This is a genomic window from Paenibacillus dendritiformis, from assembly GCF_021654795.1.
Lineage (GTDB): Bacteria > Bacillota > Bacilli > Paenibacillales > Paenibacillaceae > Paenibacillus_B.
In genome coordinates, this window is the sequence record NZ_AP025344.1 from 4,275,374 (window position 1) to 4,292,073 (window position 16,700).

The following is a 16,700-nucleotide window of genomic DNA, read 5'->3' on the forward strand; positions in this document are numbered from 1 at the left end:
CATCGTAGCACTCCACTTCGCCCGCGTCAATATAACATTATAATGTTTTCACTTCCGTCATCATGCCGTCCTGTAACGGCTCACAGGCCGCCATATCGTCAAAAAGCCCTTGCGCGGCGCGCAAAGGCTAAGGACCGAATCGGTTATCAAGCGAGCACCTCGACGGTGAACCCGCCTGGGGCTTTCACATAAAATGTCCAGGCGTGGGATCTTTTCGGCGGCGCGACATCGAAACCGTCTTCCTTCAGCCGCTGGTTCATCTCGTTCACCTTTTCTTCGCTCTCCTGGATGAAGCCGATATGAAATGTTTTCGGGTAACTGGCTTGAGATCCTTTCATTAATGTGAGCACTAATCCGTCATCGTCGAACAGGACTCCAAAGGCATCGCCGCGCGGATCTCCGCTCGTGTCCATGGCTTGCAGGCCGAAATAAGTCGTCAAAAAATCGGAAGCTGCCGGAACATCGGTGACCGTAAGATTGAGATGATTCAGTCTCACAAGGCTACACATCCTTTTCCTGGATATTTATTCTGGTTTATCGTATCACATTAGTGCAAATGATAACCTTTGCGCGGAGACTCGTTGCCCTGTCCTTACGTTAATTTTATAATCCTTGGCTAAGTCCTAATATCTGATCATGAACATTTACATTACTTAATCCCCCGTGATAACAAACCACGGATGCAATGTCGAGGTCTAAATACTTTTTTAAAGAGAGACGGGCTGCATTCATATCCGGTGTGGTCGGGACATGAATTCCCCCGAGAATCCCATTTACACTGTACATCGAATCCCCTGCAATGAGAGTCTTACTTTGCCGTAAATAAAGGCTGATATGACCGGGAGTATGCCCCGGAGTATGGATTACCCGAATCCCGCCGCAAAACGGCAGTTCCTGACCGTCAATCAAGGTATCGTCCACTCTGCCTTTTGGGGGATTCTCAAGGTGCCCGTCTTTTAAAAGCGGTCTCTCCCCCTGAATATACGGCTTATCCAGTTCGTGTGCATAAACTTTAACATTACTACCACAATCCTGCAAAATCTCAGGAAGACTGCCTATATGATCCACATCCTGATGCGTCAGAATCACAACTTTTAGTTTGTCGAACGACACTTCTACTTTTTCCATGGCCACGCGTAAATCTTCAATTTGCCCTGGGAATCCTGTGTCTATTGAAACAGCCATTTCTCGATCCCATAAAAGAATTGGGTGAATAATATTCCCATGAAAATCTAGATGAAGCATTTCTATTCCCTTTGAAATTTCCATAATATCGGGCCTCCATCCGTCTACCATGCTTCCTTCATCTTTCCTTGAGGGGACTCACCGCACGGGTTTTCCAAAAACATTCCTGCCATGAAAAAATTCTCATCATTGTCTCCCTTGAGAGCTGCATCTAGTTATAAAGCGATTTCGTGTTTCCCCATTCATCTTCTAATATACTCATCTCTACCAAACTCCAATAGGAATCTTGATACCGTCTTGCATCCCTTGTTACGCCTTCTTGAACGAAGCCTAGTTTTTCATAGCATCTTCGGGCTGATTCGTTAAAATCAAAAACACCAAGACTTATCCGGTGCAACTGCAGTTCTTCAAATCCTATTCTTAACGCCTGCTGCATGATTTGTGTACCGTACCCCTTGCCCCGGCTGCTCTTATTTCCGATGAGTACCTTGCCTATTCTTGCTGAGCGGTTATATCTTTCTATTCGGCCGATGGAAATATGACCGACTGTCTGATTGGTTTCCGTTTCGATTGCTTTATATATAAGTCTGTGTGAACGCTCTACATCATTAGCTCCCTTGATATATTCGAGCAACTGATCTTCAGTCAGTGGATATTTGAATTCCGGCCCGGCCCATTGGAGCAAAAATGCTTCATCCCCGCTCCATGATATCAGTTGTTGAAAATCGGAAGGCTCGAAATATTGAAGCGCGATCATACGTATTCACCCCTCCTTGTCATGTGGCGCCCATCAAGCATAATATCCGCCTCGCTTGACATATTGACCTTCGGCAGCGTAATGCTTATAGATTTTGGAGAACACGCGATATGCCATCCATTCGCTCTTCTTTTCACTCGTAAAAACAATGATATTGTTCAATGGCGTGTCTTTTCCTATTTCCCCGCTCATTAATTTGGAAAGATCGACTTCCAGTTCATATTCCAAGGTTTGCATGCAATGGCCATAGCGGTAGCGCGCGGCGGTTCCTCTCTCTTCGATTAATTCGAACTCAATGCAAATCGCCATCTTCCCACTCTCCTTGATCTTGAGACCACAGTAACTTATAGATACTGACTGCGGGTATCGAATAGAAGCGGATCCAGCTTGGCCCATGGCGTAAATGTTGTCGTTAAGGAGTACCGTTCCCCCGATTCCGCCGAACGATAGGCTCCGAACATAATTTCATGCACGTGAAGCTGCTGCCTGCCCGACTGTATTGGCTGCTGACCGCTTCGAAGACACTGAACGAAATGGGCGATGGGCTTAGTAAAATACTAATTATCACGCCATGGGCCGGGAAGGGACAGCTGCGCTTCGGCCCCGGTAACCTTGCCGATGTAGCGCTCATTCACGAACTCGGATGCCGCTAAGAAGACTGGATGCAACTCAAACGGCAGACTCATGAAGATAGCGCCCTTGTCCTCGGCAAGGGAAACCATGCGTTGGCAGTCCTCGAAGGAAGCAGCCATCGGCTTCTCGTTAAGTACATGCAGGCCCCGTTCCAGCGCGGAGATTACCGGCTCCGCGTGCAAGGAATGGGGAAGCGATTGCTGACATGTCCGCTTCCAATCATGCCTAATTGAATTGTTTTCATGGATATCTCCTTTATGGGGATTTTCGATTCTGAAGTATAAGGCCCGGGCATTCTTGACTTGCAAACGCAGCATTCGATATATAATCTAAAAATCTGGATTTAGAATTGGCCTCGCATCTATCAAAGGAGAGTCTCAAGGAGTAGCTCGAGTCAAGCACTTCAGCTATGTTCCTGAGAGAAGCGGTTCGCTTTTCGAAGCTGTTGTATTTTTTCGCCCAATGTCATGCCAAAACCTCCTTGCTATGGATAGCTTCATTATAGCGGGATGATCGGTTGCACACTATCAACATCGAAAAGCCGCCCCCGATTTCTTAATCAGGGGCGGTGCAATCTGGTTAGGCCATCGTCTTGAATCTAGGTTTGACGCTAGCGTTTGAGGTTTGATAAGATGAATGTCCTGAACAAATGGAAATCTATTCATCTAATTTGAACGATGCTTGAGAGGATGGTGCGGGCGTTGGAAGACAAAATCAAGATTACATATCCTCCCGTATAACGATGAGTTCTATATGCGAAACGAGTTTCTTTTTCGGGACTATTTACAGCAACATCCCGATTTGGTCCGGGAATATAGCGAGCTCAAAAAGCGAACGGCCAAAATTAATGGAGTTACCATGGAGCAATATACCCGTTCTAAAACCGAATTTATCTCCAGAGAGCAGTCGATGCCGCAAGAACGGAGAAGGGACTTCCGCTTCAGAACGTTTGGGAAGAGGAGTAATGCCGCCGGATGAAAAACAGCATCGAAGAGGGAGTGGAAATCTAATGAAAACAATTGGACTAATAGGCGGAATGAGTTGGGAATCATCGGCTGAGTATTATCAAATCATTAACGAAGAAGTAAAAAATAGACTGGGCGGATTGCATTCGGCAGAATGTCTTTTATACAGCGTTGATTTCGAAGAGATTGAACGTTATCAAGCAGAAGGCAAGTGGGACAAGGCCGGTATGCGATTAGGCAATGTTGCCTGTTCATTAGAAAAAGCAGGAGCGGATTTTATCGTTATTTGCACAAATACGATGCATAAAGTCATTGAATATATCGAAGAAAAAATAAACATTCCAATTTTGCATATCGCAGATGCTACGGCAAATAAAATAAAAAAATCAAACATAAGTACGGTAGGTTTGTTAGGGACAAAATATACAATGGAACAAGATTTTTATAAGTCGCGATTAGAGGCAAACGGTATCAAGGTATTCATTCCAACTCATTCTGAACGAGAAATCGTTAATAAAGTAATTTATGAAGAGTTATGTTTGGGGATTATTAAACCATCATCCAGAGACTATTATAAACAAGTAATTAAACACTTGGTTCATAATGGTGCAGAAGGAATCGTTCTCGGTTGTACAGAAATTGGCTTATTGATAAAACCAGAGGATGCTGATGTACTATTGTTTGATACAACGGTAATACACGCCATTGAATCCGTTAACATAGCATTAGAATCAAAATAAGCTTATTGAACAAAGGTCTAGAGATGAAGTTCATGCCACACGCACTGCAGAAGGGGAAAAAGCCTGATTTCAAGCTCTTCCCCTTTAACGCCCGCTTTCCCGATTAGACCGATCTGGCAGCTCCGTTGCTTCATTGATTTAATCATCATATGTTATAGAGCGTTCCAATAATTCGTTCAGCTCGCTCTCAGGAAGTACCTTGTTGGCGCAGTAGACCAGGCTGGAGTGAAAGCCCCATTCACCATATGCAACCAGACTGCTCTTTTTGCTGTGCTGTCTCACTAGAGCCCAAATTCCTAAATCTCCTTGGGCGCCTGCGTCAAACAGAATCCACTCATTGTACTTCATCACATAAGACGCTCCAAACATTTTGAACCCGTCCAAATATCCGGCGCCCTCTTTTTCAGGCAGCTTATCGCATATTTCGGTTAACGGCAACACTTCTTTAATAGCGAGAGTTATCCACGCTTTTTCTTCATTTTTGGAGAGAATGCTTTCAAAACGACATTTCACCAATGCGGAGGAACCGATCTCATCCGGGTGTTCCTCCCAGCCATTGAAGCTCGACAAAGCAGGTCTGAATAAAGTCCAAAAAGTTTCTCCCACCGACATATGAAAAGGAAAGTACACTTGCACTTTTTTCATTTCACCTTTGCTTGGCGCCGTTATTGTCCTCTGCCATATTTGCTCGTCCAAGCCGGGCACAGATTGGGAAAAATCAGACCAATCCATCATATCTTCATACGCTACGATATCGAACCCTCTGCTATCGAGTTCGTTTTTTTCCGCAACTTGTTTGCATGCTCTACATTTGAAAGCCAGCTGTTCCTTTTCCATCACGCACCTGCTTAATTGGTCATATGATTAAATGTATTCACCGCTCGCAGATATCGAGCGATTCATGACTTTCCTCCTATTCTTGGAGAAAATGCTCCGTCCACCGCGCGGCAACTGAGCTTCGAAGAAAGGCTTCCTTCATATATTCTCGATGCAAGGCCAAAAACCTCTCGCCGCTCACGCTAGAACCCGTTCCCTTAATGCTCACGAGAAACGTCCTATCGTCGCACCTCAGGCGGGGATGCCTTGTCGTCTCCATCTAGTGCTGCCACGCGCTGTCAAACGCCGCTTCCATTTGAGCCGCCTCTTTAGAGACCGCGAAAAAGACAAAGCGCCCTTTCGTTTTCAGCACATGCTTTTCGATGAGAAAATACTCTTCCGGGCGATAGTCTTTAAACTTTACCGTCTGGGCATCGATTCTCTGCAATATATTTTGCTTGACGCGTTCAGCCTGATCCGCATCTTTTACCTTGATGATCGCCAATTCGTCCGCCTTCACATTCGATGCAGCCGTATACAGCATAAAATCCTCCACTTCATCGGCCTCGATATGATACAGCTTGACCAGTTTCTTGATATCCCCCTGCTTCATCTCATCCAGATTCACCGCCTGGTGGATTCGTTCCCCCACCGCGGCGGCCGAGGGCTCCTCCCCGGCTTGCTTGCCTGAACATCCGGCCAATGCCCCGATGACAACGGCTAACATGAATAAAAAGACGAAATACTTCCAAATCTCTTGTCTATATGGTTTCATTCGATCAACTCCGATAGATTCTGAATAGATGGATCTTCAAAGAACGTATGGACATTATAGAGCAGCAGCATGTCACGGATGCCGTGCTGCCGCACGAGCGCCGTCAAGTCTTCCCCGTAATACCGGAGATCGACGACATAGATTTCGCTGAAATGCTCCGTTAAGAAGGGCAGCAAGCTATTGGCGTACGAATCTTTGACCACCAGCAGCTTCTTCTTTCCCTCCGGGCGGGCCGTCGTGATTTTTATCAGCGGATGATTGCCGTTCAAAAACACCGTATACTTGTCCTTCTTGTTGAGATTGCCGAACTCGTACAAGGAATCCGTTGTTCGCTGTTCATCGACATACTCCACCTTATAGTCCGCTTCTTTCTTGGGCAGATAGAGCTCGATCCGGTCCGGCCGGATATGCCGGAATCCGCTCTTCGAATAGAGCGACCCGTAGAATTCATTCGTTACGAGCCGAATGCGGAAATCTTCCTTGTCCAGCGGGATGACCCCCATGTGCTTGCATAGCTCCCGGTAAGCGTAATAGGCTCCGGTCGTGGTCCAATGATGGTCGGTCCGGTAAAAGATAGGCTGTTCCCGTTCGGCAGACAGCGCAGGATACACATCGACGAAGCGAATACCGGCAGGAAGCGCATGCCGGACCTGGTCCGCATAGGCGGATTCATCGCCGGCCGCGGCATACGCCGGGAGCTTATCCTGGAGCAGCATGGCGGCCGTAGGCGCAAGCATCATATATTTGCGAACGCCGGGCGTGGCAAAGTCGAACGCTCGAATGGCCTCTGCCTTATCCTCCACAGCCCTGTCCTCCGGCGGGTTGAACCGTTGAATGAGGAAGCCGTCCTTCCCCAAGTACACCCCGTTGCTCTCCTTCTTCCCGATGGCCCGATCCGCGTCGGTCTTCACTCCGATCCAGGCATCCCGGAAGAGGAATTGATCGGACACATACTTCTCGTAGCTGGAAGTAAATTTCCCCGCCGCCAGCGACAGCAGCATAAAGTCCGGCCGCTTCTCCAACACCCGATTTTCCGCTTCCGAAAATTCGCGATCCGGCGTCACAACATTCAGCACGGCGAGCGCGCCTATAAAAAGGAGCAGCAGTGCGGCCATTACATACTTATAGATTTTGTCGTATTTGTTCATCGGCGCCGCCTCCTTCAAAAGCGAAAATAGAGGAATGGGTTGTACGTTTCCGTGACCAGATAAGCCGTCGACAGCGACAGGAACAGAAAATATATCGCCGGTACGAGGACAACTCCTGCTATCTTCCCTTTGTCCCTGAAGAAGGATAACGCCTTCCGGGGAAGCGGCGTCGCGCAAAATGCCAGCACAATCAGCAAGACTACATTCGCGGACAGATCATAGAGCGCTTGACGGTCTGCCAATACATGCGTGCCGTACCCGAACATCGTCCCGATGAATTCCGCGGCGGAACCCAGATTTTCGAATTCGAACAAGACCCAGCCCATGATCACGATGAGAAGCGTATAGACATGCCCTGCGAACCGAGGACTGCGCTGCAGCCAGTTCAAGAGGAACAGCTTCTCGGCCGTAACGACAACGCCGAAATACAAGCCCCATAGAATAAAGTTCCAGTTCGATCCGTGCCATAAGCCGGTGGCGAGCCAGACGGCGAACAGATTGCGGAACTGAATCGGCAGGCCCGATCGGTTGCCCCCGAGCGGAATATAGATATATTCGCGGAACCAGGCGCCCAATGAAATATGCCACCTGCGCCAGAACTCGGTAACGCTTTTCGCTATATAGGGATAATTGAAGTTTTCCAGAAAATCGAATCCGAACATCTTCCCGAGTCCGCGCGCCATATCCGAATATCCGCTAAAATCGAAATAGATCTGGAACGTAAAGGCGATAATGCCAAGCCAGGCCGACAAGACGCTCAGCTCTTCTGCCGGCGCCGCCTTCACGCTCGTCCACAGCAAGCCGATATTATTGGCCAGCAGCACTTTTTTGGCAAGTCCTCTGATGAATAATTCCGCCCCTTCGCCGAACCGGTCCAGCGTCATCGTTCGGGAGGCCAATTGTCCCGCGATATCGCCGTACTTGACGATCGGACCCGCGACAAGCTGCGGGAACATGGTGACATAAGCGCCGAAGGAGATGATATTCTTCTGTACGGGCACTTTGTCCCGGTATACATCCACGATGTAAGACATCGTCTGGAACGTATAGAAGGATATGCCCACCGGCAGGGGCAGATCCGCCGCCTGGATATGCAAATGGAATAACTGGTTAATCGTGCCGACGACAAATCCGGCATATTTGAAGAAGCAGAGAATGCCCAAGCTGCCGGCGATGGAGCCGATAAAGACCGCTCTGGCGATCGGCTTGCGGTGCCGGTACTTCTCGATCAACAGTCCGTTAACATAATCGAAGACGGTCGAGAAAATCATGATAAAAATATAGACAGGCTCGCCCCAGGCATAGAAGATCAGGCTTGCGGCGAGCAGTACCGCATTTCTAAGCCTCTTCGGCGATACATAGTAGATCAGAATCGTTGCCGGCAAAAAGAGGAACAGAAACAGGAGACTGCTAAAGACCACGTTCTGTCACCTCGCATAATCGAACGATAGGCATGTTATTTCACTGCATCCTTCAGCGCATCCAGCATGAACGGATAGAACCCGGCTTTAAAATGGATGCCATCCTCATCATAGAGATCAGGATGGTCGGCAACGATCGGAGATATATCGACAAATCCGACCTGCTCCTTCTCCGCCAGCTCTTTCAAGCCTTGATTATAATCGCTTATATTTTTGTAGCGGGGCTCTTCCTTCTCCCGCTCAGCCGTAACCGGGGTGACCGCTAAGATCGTGATTTTGGCCTGCGGCAGCTTTTCCTTGATCGAGCCGATCAAGGTGGCGTAATGCGCCAACGAGTAAGCCTTCGGATCGTCCGTAGGCCAGAGGATGTCGTCCGACCCCAATTGAATAAAAACATGTTTCGGGCTTCGCTTCGCCAACTCGCCGATATCCTTGAGCGCGAATTCGGCCGTTTTGCCCGCGCCTGCCAGCACATTCGCCTCATCCAGCACATCATGGAAGGACAGCCCCTCGGTGATCGAATCCCCCAGAAAGACGCTGTCTTGAAAAATCGATGGGTAGGAAGCCTCGGTTGACTTGGCGGATCCGCCCTCCTGTTGTCGCGCTTGAAGCGCAGAATTTTGCGGTTGTTGGCTGCCGGACTCCTGTCCGCATGCGGCCAAGGTGATTACGATGCTCCCGATCAATAGTGCAGAGATTAATTTCGATGTCATATTCCTCTCCCTTTCTTCATTATCAGGACGTCTTGCATCCGTCCGGAACGGAGCCGGGCTGCGGTGCCCTCCGTTCCCGTTACAAGCGATGATCCTTCTGGAAATTCAGATGAAAATGCTTGGCATCATCATACACGCCGAAGCTGTACCCTTCCTGTTGGTAGAAGGCGATGATCTCCGGGAGAACCTGCAGCGTTTGCGGCTTCTCATGCATGAGCACGACTTCCAGCTCGTCTGTCGTCGCTTTTTTAATGTTCTGGACAATCTGCTCGGGGCGATCCTTCAGATCCCAGTCGTTCGAGTCAATGGTCCAATCCCAGATTTTGATCCCGTCGTCCGCGATTTGATCGCGAAGCTGCTCATTTTCCAATCCCGGAGCCGAGCCGTACGGCGGACGCACCAAATGCGGATTCTCGCCCGTAATATCATGGATGAGCGATAAGGTTTCTCTCATCTCCGGGACGAATTGTCCCTCTTCGTACAGCTTTTTATATTGATGAGTCATGCTATGGCCGCCGACATAATGCCCTTCACGCACCGCGCGCTTCACAGCGCTTTGCCAGCTGCGGCGTTCCAGATTGGTTCCCTGCATAAAAAAAGTGGCCTTGACGCCGTGCTGCCGCAAAACGTCCAAAAGCTTCCCGGTCAGTTCGCTCGGACCGTCGTCGAAGGTTAAATAAACGGTTTTCCCTTGCGGCCGGGCGTCGCTGCTCTTCGCCGCCGCATGATGGCCCTGTCCGTGTTGCTTCGCCGCCGCCGTCTCCAGCAACGATGTAACTTTCATGAAGCAAAAGACGAGCAGCGCAACGGCCGCCAGTCCTGCGATGAATCGGCCTCGTTTCTTCTTTCTGGACCTTCTTTGCCTCGTGCTTCGTTCAAGGTTGGTTCGTGCTGTCATGTTCCATCCATCCCCTCTCACACTAGACAGAATAATAGAGAGAGATAAAGATAAAATGCAGATAAAATAAAGATTGCTTGATAAACCGCAGAGGCCGGGAATCCGGCCGCATGCCCTTGAACGCAACAAAAAAGCGCAGAACCAAAGTTCTGCGCGCCCTACCTTTTTTTATGCAAATGGAAATAGAACATCACGCCTTCCGCCGTATTGCTTACGCCGTACGGCACGCCGTGCAGCTCCAGGATCTTCTTGGAGATCGCCAGGCCGAGTCCGGTTCCGCCGGTCGAGCGTTGGCGGGAAGGCTCGCCGCGATAGAAACGATCCCATATCTTCTCCAACTGTTCATCGGGAATATGGGCCCCTTTATTTTCGATGCAAACCTGTACGGTATCCCGCTCCTCCATGGTCGACACAATAATGGCCTGCCGTTCCGGCGTATAGCGAATCGCGTTCGTGAGGAAATTGACGATCACTTGCTCGATCCGGCGTTGATTGGCCTCCACTTCGAACGGCTGAAGATGAGTGTGCAGCTCCAATTCCTTGCCCGCGATGCCGGAAGCGAACTTCGCGCATATCCGCTCCAGGACAGCAGCGATATCGAACGGTTCCATCTCCATCTTGTACGTGCCGGACTCATATTTGGCCAGCTCCAGCATATCCGCGATCAGCAGATCCATCCGTCTCACTTCATCTTCCATCGCCGCAAAATAATAATCCCGCTTATGGCTGGCCACCCCGTCCTTAAGTATGGACAGGCAGCTTTGAATGACGCTCAGCGGCGTTTTCAATTCATGCGACACCCCGGCTATAAATTCCTTGCGCGTATTCTCGAGCTGCTTTTCTTTCTCGATATCCTCCTCCAGCCGGGCAATATGGGAATGCAGCCGCGCGGAGAGCTCATTAATGTTGCGGGACAGCTCCCCGATCTCATCCTTGGTCGTGACCGGAATTTTCTCGGAAAAGTCCAGGCCGGCCATTTTTTGCGTCGTCTTGTTCATGCGCAGCAGCGGCCGGGCGATGCGGCGGGAGAAATAGAACGAGGCCAGCAGCACGAGCAGCAGCGTGGCGACGATGATATATACATAGTAGTCCTGCATCATCCCCGCGGCTTCGTTCACGGGCTGCAGCGACGTCATCGCGAACAGGTAGGCGGCCTTCCCGTTGCGATCCTCGATGCGATCCACGAAGATTTTGTAATTCACATGATTTTCTTCAAAATCGATGATCTGACTCGGATTTGCGCCGCTGTCATAGTCTCCGTACAGCAGATCTGCCTGAAACGCTTTAATCCTGTCCAGAAATAAATGGTTCGTATAGCGTGACACGCCCGCCCCTTCCGGTATCCGGATAGCCGTAATCGTTCCCTTTTCCAGGAAAGGGGGATACTTGTCGAAATATTCCGTCGGATTCCCGAACCGGGGGACGACTTGATATTCCTTGTTCACCATCTGATGATTTTCCAGACGGTTCTCCTCCCTCAGATTGGAGACACTTCGCCCCATCCGCTGCACGACGAGTTGCTTGTTCATGATTACGCCTTCGAACGTTATCCGCTCCCCCTCTTCAATCCAGGGAACCAAAAACGAATTGTCGCTGCTGAATTCCTCAACCTTCATGACGGTGTACAGCGGAACAATAAGCGTGGTGCCGGCCAGGCCGGGGCTTCCGCCGACCCGATCCAGTCTGATCTCCATTTGAAAATCATCGGTATACAGCAGATTGCCCCTATCGTCCAACGCCGCGATCCAGGTGCCATGCTTTTGATAAAAATCTTGTTCAAGCCCGACCATCGCCTGGACGTTCCCGGCATGCTTCAGAAAGTCCTGTTCATAGGCTTCGATGGCAGACTTTACACTCGCCACCTTTTGACGCACATACATTTGTTTGAAGAAAAGGCTTTGTCCCACAAAAACGATCGCAAGGATGAACAGACACAGGGCGGTCGTTAACAGAAAAAGCTTGAAGACGATGCCCTTTTTCATGGCTGATCCTCGAATTTATAGCCCGAGCGAACGACGGTGACAATGGACTTGGCCTGTTCCCCCAGCTTGGAGCGCAGATTGCGAATATGACTGTTGACCGTGCGATCGTCCCCGACGAAATCATAGCCCCATATTTTTGTAATAAGCTGATCCCTCGTGATGATGAGTCCTTTGTTTTTCATCAGATACGCCAAGATTTCAAATTCGGTATGGGTCAAGCTGCAGGCAGTCCCGTCCACCGTCACGGTTCGGGAGGGGAGATGAACCGTAATGCCGCCGCCGGATAAGGTGTCGGCCTCCTGATCGCGGACATGCCGGCTTTCCAGCAGCCGCTTCGCCCGAGCGAGCAAGATGGGCGGACTATACGGCTTTGTGACATAATCGTCCGCGCCCAGCTCGAATCCGAGCAGCGTATCGTCCTCATCCGCGCGCGCCGTCAGCATAATAATCGGAACGTTCGATGCCTTGCGAATGCGCTGGCACACCGACCATCCGTCCAACTCCGGCAGCATGATATCCAGAATAATCAAATCCACTTCATGCTCATGAAAGAGCGACAGCGCCTGCTTTCCGTCGCCCGCCTCCAGTACTTCATAGCCTTCATTGAACAAATAATCCTTCATGATTTCCCGCAAAATCTGCTCGTCTTCCACAATCAATATTGTTCTCGACATATGATGACCTCACATCTTTTTGGAGCAGCCCCCCATATCGCTTGCCTGAGGAGCCTTGTTTTCGGAACATAACATCATTGGATATCCTAACATGTTGGCGGAATGGAGACAAATATGTTCGGGAGGAAATAAAGCCGAGCGGGCTAAAATACCCAATTTCCATTTTTTTACTTACCGAATTGCTTGTTTCTTTCTTCCATTTGGTTTTCGTGCCAATGCCATAATTCCTGCGATAACAAAGAACATGGCAGGAATGAACCCGAACACCGAAATAATGCAAACCGCCATCGATACAAGAATAAGCGTCCATCCTGCCAGCTTCGGGCTGCCGCTGCCTTTCAACCAAATCATCACAATAAGACCTAGCACACAGCCGATCATCCCGGGGAGAACCCACATCGTTCCCGCTTGATTCATCTGATCGAGCGAAGCGGCTGCTTCGCCGTCCGTCCAATGGGCATACAAATCATTCACATAATCTTCATTATCTTTCAGGTATAAAAAAACCAAGCCGGTCACGATCATAATGAGACTCACTACGGCTCCAATTATGCTTAACGCGATTTCCCCTGTTCGTTTCATGTTGAACCTCCCTTGTAATATAAAGATCTTTCCCGTGGCACTCGTTTCACGGTTTGGTTGATGAATCCCCTCCTCGCTAGCATATCCAGGCTGTTGAGAAAGAAGTTTTGAGCAGGAAAATGGATAGTTCTACCAGACGAAAACTGTACCATTTCCCTGGACACGCCCATCCGGCAGGCGAAATCCGCAAAACTCCACGATTTCTCCAGACACGCCGATTCGGCAGGCGAAATCCGCAAACTCCACGATTTCTCCAGACACGCCGATTCGGTAAGCGAAATCCTGCAGAAATACAGCAATTCGATATGGACGACTATTCCAGAAAGGGAATCCTGCAAAATTACAGGAATTTCCCCCGTTTCGCTTCGGTTTGAAGCAAAAGGGCCTAAAATGATGCAGATTTGCAGCAATTCCTCGGGATGGGGACTCATTAAGCCGAAATTCCTGTAAAATAGCAGCAATTTCCTCCGCACGTCCAAGCCCCAGGAGGCAACGATGCTTCCAGCAGGCCGATAGTGCTTCCTGAAGGCGACGATGCCCCCAGCAATCCGACGCGGTCGCTTGGATCCCGTAAAATCAGGCCATTGCGTAGTCTATGGGACTTTTCACCTGTGATGGATCTCTTCTCCCGGTAGAAAAAATCGATTTAAAACCTTTTGAGAGCCAAAGTTTGGATGAGGAAAATGGACCATCTCCACCCCTTCGCAGCGATGAATGAATATTTTAAAATTCATTCATTCCCGTCCAAAAAAGGACTGCCTGCATTCCTCTTATTTTTGGCAGTCCGTTAACCCTTTCATGATAAACTCCGCCAAATACTGAATCAGTTGCGGAAAATGGCGAACCCCAATCTCTTCCTTATGTGAATCGATATAAGCTAACGAGTCAAAGAATGCGGGCAAAAGTTCATCATCAATATCCTTTCTTATTTTTCCTTCCGCTTTCCATTTTCTAAATAATTCCGTGTATAAATTGTGAATCGACTCCTCATTTCCTTTGACCTCTTCATAGCAGCGTTCCAGTTCCCGGAAGAGCTCCCGGTTATACCATTCCTTCAGGATGAGATTCGAGTTCATGGCACTGATGTTCTGCTCCACTAATGTGCTTACAAGCGATACGGGATCTTGGCTCATGTCGACGGATTCGACAATCCGCTTTTTCAATATCTCGTTTTCTTTCATATAGATTTCAAAGAACAATTTCTCTTTCGAGGAATAGTAGTTATAAAAAGTCCCCACCGCTATTCCCGCCATTTTTGCAATGTCTGAGATATTCGTATCTTTGAATCCCTTGGAGTGGAACAATTCCCAACCACACTGAAAGATGAGCTGTTTTTTATCCATCCGTTACCTAACCTCTTGTGAATGAATTTTTTTTTATTCATTCACATTAAAGCACAGTTGCATTTTTTTGTCAACGCAGAAAGAAGCACGTTGGAACACCGCAGAATAAGCCCATATTGATTTCGATTGAGAAATATAATAAGCGAATAAGCGCTACCCGCGAGAACGATGGAGCACCGAAAGGTTAGCCAACTTACTATACAAGCTGCTTTCAAAGTAAATCCTCATTCAAATGCCGATTCCCTTTCAATAGGCTCCTTACTCTTGACATCGTGCCTTTTCGGGTAGGCAAATAAGACATTCTGTGAAGCAATATCCACCTTAAGGATGCCATTGCCTCGAACAGCTCCAGTTCCTCCTGCGTATAGGGAGTTTCCGATAAAATGGCAGAAAGATAATGGGAACTTGACCGCATGCCGCCGTATATCCTGATCAGAACCAATGCCCAGGCGATATCGTATCTGGGGTCGCCATGCTGTCCGTTTGTCCAATCGATAAGAGTATGCGTCCCCTCCGCTTCCAACACATTCCCTATATTAAAATCCCCATGAATCAGGCAATCTTGCTTCATATCCCCTCGTTCAATGAGTTGAACAAGCAGCTCTTGAAGATCAACATGTTCTTCAATCCCAGGAAAAAAATAAGGAATAAAATCATGCTTGGGAAGCGCCAATTCATCTATATCTTGGATGGGCATTCGATGTACCCGCGTTAACATCATTGCAAGCGTTTTACATAAAGACTGATTTACTTTGACTATAGGACTCCCGTCAAAGCTGGTTAATAAGACCGGATTCTCGTCCCGATCAAGCCCCCACCCATACGGTTTGGAAACGGGCAGCCCCCGACTATAAAGTGCTTCTAAAAGCTTATACTGCTCATGTACATTCGGCTTGGAGTCCCGATTCCATGATTTAAGCACAAAATGAAGCCCGCCTATGCTGACTTTCATTACCTCTGCTTCCAGACCGGGCTTTATGGGATGAACGGCGACGCCCGACTCCTCTGGCTGGAGCAGTAAATGTGCCTCGCTGCGGATTTCCATCCAATCTATGTCTCGAATAGAATTCGTCAACGCTTCTCTTCCTTTCCAGAGGCCTTATCTTATCGTTGTATTCCTGGGGCCTGCTCCTACAGACTACCCAAGTCGGGTCTATCCTTCAAAAAAAGTAAAAAAATACTGCAATCTTCATTGCAGACTCAATAATACGAGAGTCTTGCCCTTACTTTCCAGTAGTTCTTGAGCAGCTTCCTCATCTGTTACCGGTCCAATAACAGCAACGTCTTCAATAACTTCCTGATTGTCTTGTTCTTCAGAATGAAGAAGTTCAAACTTTACAAACGGATTCGGGTAAAGATTTTGAACCTTTTGCCGCTGAGTAATAACATTTTACCAGACTGACGCCTCATTTTCTACCAGTTGATGGATCATCAGGGAAAATACGATTAGATAACTTCTTTGACCTACCGCAAATCTTAACCGTTGTTATAATCATCCCCATCAAAATCATGAATTTTTTACAAGCTTCCCTGTCTCTTGATCACGTTCATAGGCACACTGAGTTTCATCCTGGATAAACGCTAAAAAAGAAGCATCTCAATAAGGGCTTGGAATAGAATGTCTATAGGGCGTTTCTTTCCACAGCGCTGTCGAGAAACCAAGTCTATCCTCGGTTTTTTCGTTTATTCTAGAGTTTCACATAAAGTTGGGGTCTTCCAAGTTTCTTAATGCGCCTCTGCTTTCTTCGCGTCTACTCATAAATCTTTCCCATATACAGGATCTGAGCACACCTCTTCCATGGATTATGGGGCTTATTATAGTAGGGAAGACCATCGTTCGACGCCAATCCCCATTCCGAAGCGGCTTCCAGAAAAGCTTCTATCGATTCATTCTCCCACTCTTCTCTATGGTTTACTCTGTCCTTTCTAAGCTCACTCATAAAGTGGAGAAAGGATTTTTCATCTGTCACTTCATCTGCCAGCTCGAAAAGTATCTTCTTCATCTTTAACATTCAATCCTTTTTCATTTTCCTTCAGGAACTGCACATTACATCATAGAAATGCACTT

The 16,700-nt window shown here is 48.3% G+C and carries 20 protein-coding genes; 2 read left to right on the forward strand and 18 right to left on the reverse strand.

The features are described from left to right. Positions 1-146: 146 nt before the first annotated feature. From L6439_RS18930 to L6439_RS18950, 5 genes are all read right to left on the reverse strand, one after another. Complete coding sequence (locus L6439_RS18930) at positions 147-497, reverse strand: VOC family protein (RefSeq protein WP_168182618.1); 351 nt, start codon at positions 495-497, stop codon at positions 147-149. 106 nt (positions 498-603) lie between these two features. Then, positions 604-1,269, reverse strand: coding sequence for an MBL fold metallo-hydrolase (locus tag L6439_RS18935; RefSeq protein ID WP_213469465.1), 666 nt, complete (start codon positions 1,267-1,269; stop codon positions 604-606). A gap of 127 nt (positions 1,270-1,396) precedes the next feature. Next, the gene (locus L6439_RS18940; RefSeq protein WP_213469466.1) at positions 1,397-1,942 is read right to left on the reverse strand and encodes a GNAT family N-acetyltransferase; all 546 of its coding nucleotides are present in this window, start codon (positions 1,940-1,942) and stop codon (positions 1,397-1,399) included. Positions 1,943-1,975: 33 nt separating this feature from the next. Next, the gene (locus L6439_RS18945; RefSeq protein WP_213469467.1) at positions 1,976-2,251 is read right to left on the reverse strand and encodes a hypothetical protein; all 276 of its coding nucleotides are present in this window, start codon (positions 2,249-2,251) and stop codon (positions 1,976-1,978) included. Positions 2,252-2,499: 248 nt separating this feature from the next. Then, a complete protein-coding gene (locus L6439_RS18950; protein ID WP_213469468.1) occupies positions 2,500-2,892 on the reverse strand; it encodes a Gfo/Idh/MocA family protein in 393 nt (130 codons plus the stop codon). Between the two features lie 436 nt (positions 2,893-3,328). On the opposite strand from L6439_RS18950, the gene L6439_RS29745 reads away from it, so the two are divergent. Both L6439_RS29745 and L6439_RS18955 read left to right on the forward strand, forming a co-directional pair. Beyond that, complete coding sequence (locus L6439_RS29745) at positions 3,329-3,553, forward strand: GrpB family protein (RefSeq protein WP_369009959.1); 225 nt, start codon at positions 3,329-3,331, stop codon at positions 3,551-3,553. Between the two features lie 31 nt (positions 3,554-3,584). Next, positions 3,585-4,280 (forward strand): aspartate/glutamate racemase family protein, encoded by a 696-nt coding sequence (locus L6439_RS18955; RefSeq protein ID WP_213469470.1) that lies wholly within the window; start codon positions 3,585-3,587, stop codon positions 4,278-4,280. 138 nt (positions 4,281-4,418) lie between these two features. Here L6439_RS18955 and L6439_RS18960 read toward each other — a convergent pair whose 3' ends face one another. The 13 genes from L6439_RS18960 to L6439_RS19020 all read right to left on the reverse strand — a co-directional run bounded on the left by L6439_RS18960 (position 4,419) and on the right by L6439_RS19020 (position 16,635). Further along, complete coding sequence (locus L6439_RS18960; protein ID WP_213469471.1) at positions 4,419-5,117, reverse strand: hypothetical protein; 699 nt, start codon at positions 5,115-5,117, stop codon at positions 4,419-4,421. A 259-nt stretch (positions 5,118-5,376) separates the two neighbouring features. Then, complete coding sequence (locus L6439_RS18965; protein WP_213469472.1) at positions 5,377-5,871, reverse strand: DUF4358 domain-containing protein; 495 nt, start codon at positions 5,869-5,871, stop codon at positions 5,377-5,379. Next, positions 5,868-7,019 carry a DHHW family protein gene (locus tag L6439_RS18970; RefSeq protein WP_213469473.1) on the reverse strand — a complete coding sequence of 384 codons (1,152 nt, stop codon included), beginning with the start codon at positions 7,017-7,019 and terminating at the stop codon, positions 5,868-5,870. Before L6439_RS18970 ends, L6439_RS18965 begins: the two co-directional genes overlap by 4 nt. A gap of 14 nt (positions 7,020-7,033) precedes the next feature. Further along, a complete protein-coding gene (locus L6439_RS18975) occupies positions 7,034-8,440 on the reverse strand; it encodes an MBOAT family O-acyltransferase (protein WP_213469474.1) in 1,407 nt (468 codons plus the stop codon). 35 nt (positions 8,441-8,475) lie between these two features. Then, positions 8,476-9,153 carry a GDSL-type esterase/lipase family protein gene (locus L6439_RS18980; protein WP_213469475.1) on the reverse strand — a complete coding sequence of 226 codons (678 nt, stop codon included), beginning with the start codon at positions 9,151-9,153 and terminating at the stop codon, positions 8,476-8,478. 79 nt (positions 9,154-9,232) lie between these two features. Then, a complete protein-coding gene (locus tag L6439_RS18985; RefSeq protein ID WP_213469476.1) occupies positions 9,233-10,051 on the reverse strand; it encodes a polysaccharide deacetylase family protein in 819 nt (272 codons plus the stop codon). Positions 10,052-10,209: 158 nt separating this feature from the next. Next, positions 10,210-12,033 (reverse strand): sensor histidine kinase, encoded by a 1,824-nt coding sequence (locus L6439_RS18990; protein WP_213469477.1) that lies wholly within the window; start codon positions 12,031-12,033, stop codon positions 10,210-10,212. After that, entirely contained in the window at positions 12,030-12,707 is a 678-nt protein-coding gene (locus L6439_RS18995; protein WP_213469478.1) for a response regulator transcription factor, read from the reverse strand. The genes L6439_RS18990 and L6439_RS18995 overlap by 4 nt, the downstream gene beginning before the upstream one ends. A gap of 171 nt (positions 12,708-12,878) precedes the next feature. Next, positions 12,879-13,232 carry a DUF4064 domain-containing protein gene (locus tag L6439_RS19000; protein WP_237096541.1) on the reverse strand — a complete coding sequence of 118 codons (354 nt, stop codon included), beginning with the start codon at positions 13,230-13,232 and terminating at the stop codon, positions 12,879-12,881. Between the two features lie 53 nt (positions 13,233-13,285). Continuing rightward, the gene (locus L6439_RS19005; protein ID WP_213469480.1) at positions 13,286-13,720 is read right to left on the reverse strand and encodes a hypothetical protein; all 435 of its coding nucleotides are present in this window, start codon (positions 13,718-13,720) and stop codon (positions 13,286-13,288) included. Between the two features lie 339 nt (positions 13,721-14,059). After that, positions 14,060-14,632 (reverse strand): TetR/AcrR family transcriptional regulator, encoded by a 573-nt coding sequence (locus tag L6439_RS19010; RefSeq protein ID WP_213469481.1) that lies wholly within the window; start codon positions 14,630-14,632, stop codon positions 14,060-14,062. A 211-nt stretch (positions 14,633-14,843) separates the two neighbouring features. After that, positions 14,844-15,707 carry an aminoglycoside phosphotransferase family protein gene (locus tag L6439_RS19015; RefSeq protein ID WP_213469482.1) on the reverse strand — a complete coding sequence of 288 codons (864 nt, stop codon included), beginning with the start codon at positions 15,705-15,707 and terminating at the stop codon, positions 14,844-14,846. A 676-nt stretch (positions 15,708-16,383) separates the two neighbouring features. Continuing rightward, positions 16,384-16,635 carry a DUF7660 family protein gene (locus L6439_RS19020; RefSeq protein ID WP_213469483.1) on the reverse strand — a complete coding sequence of 84 codons (252 nt, stop codon included), beginning with the start codon at positions 16,633-16,635 and terminating at the stop codon, positions 16,384-16,386. Positions 16,636-16,700: the final 65 nt, after the last annotated feature.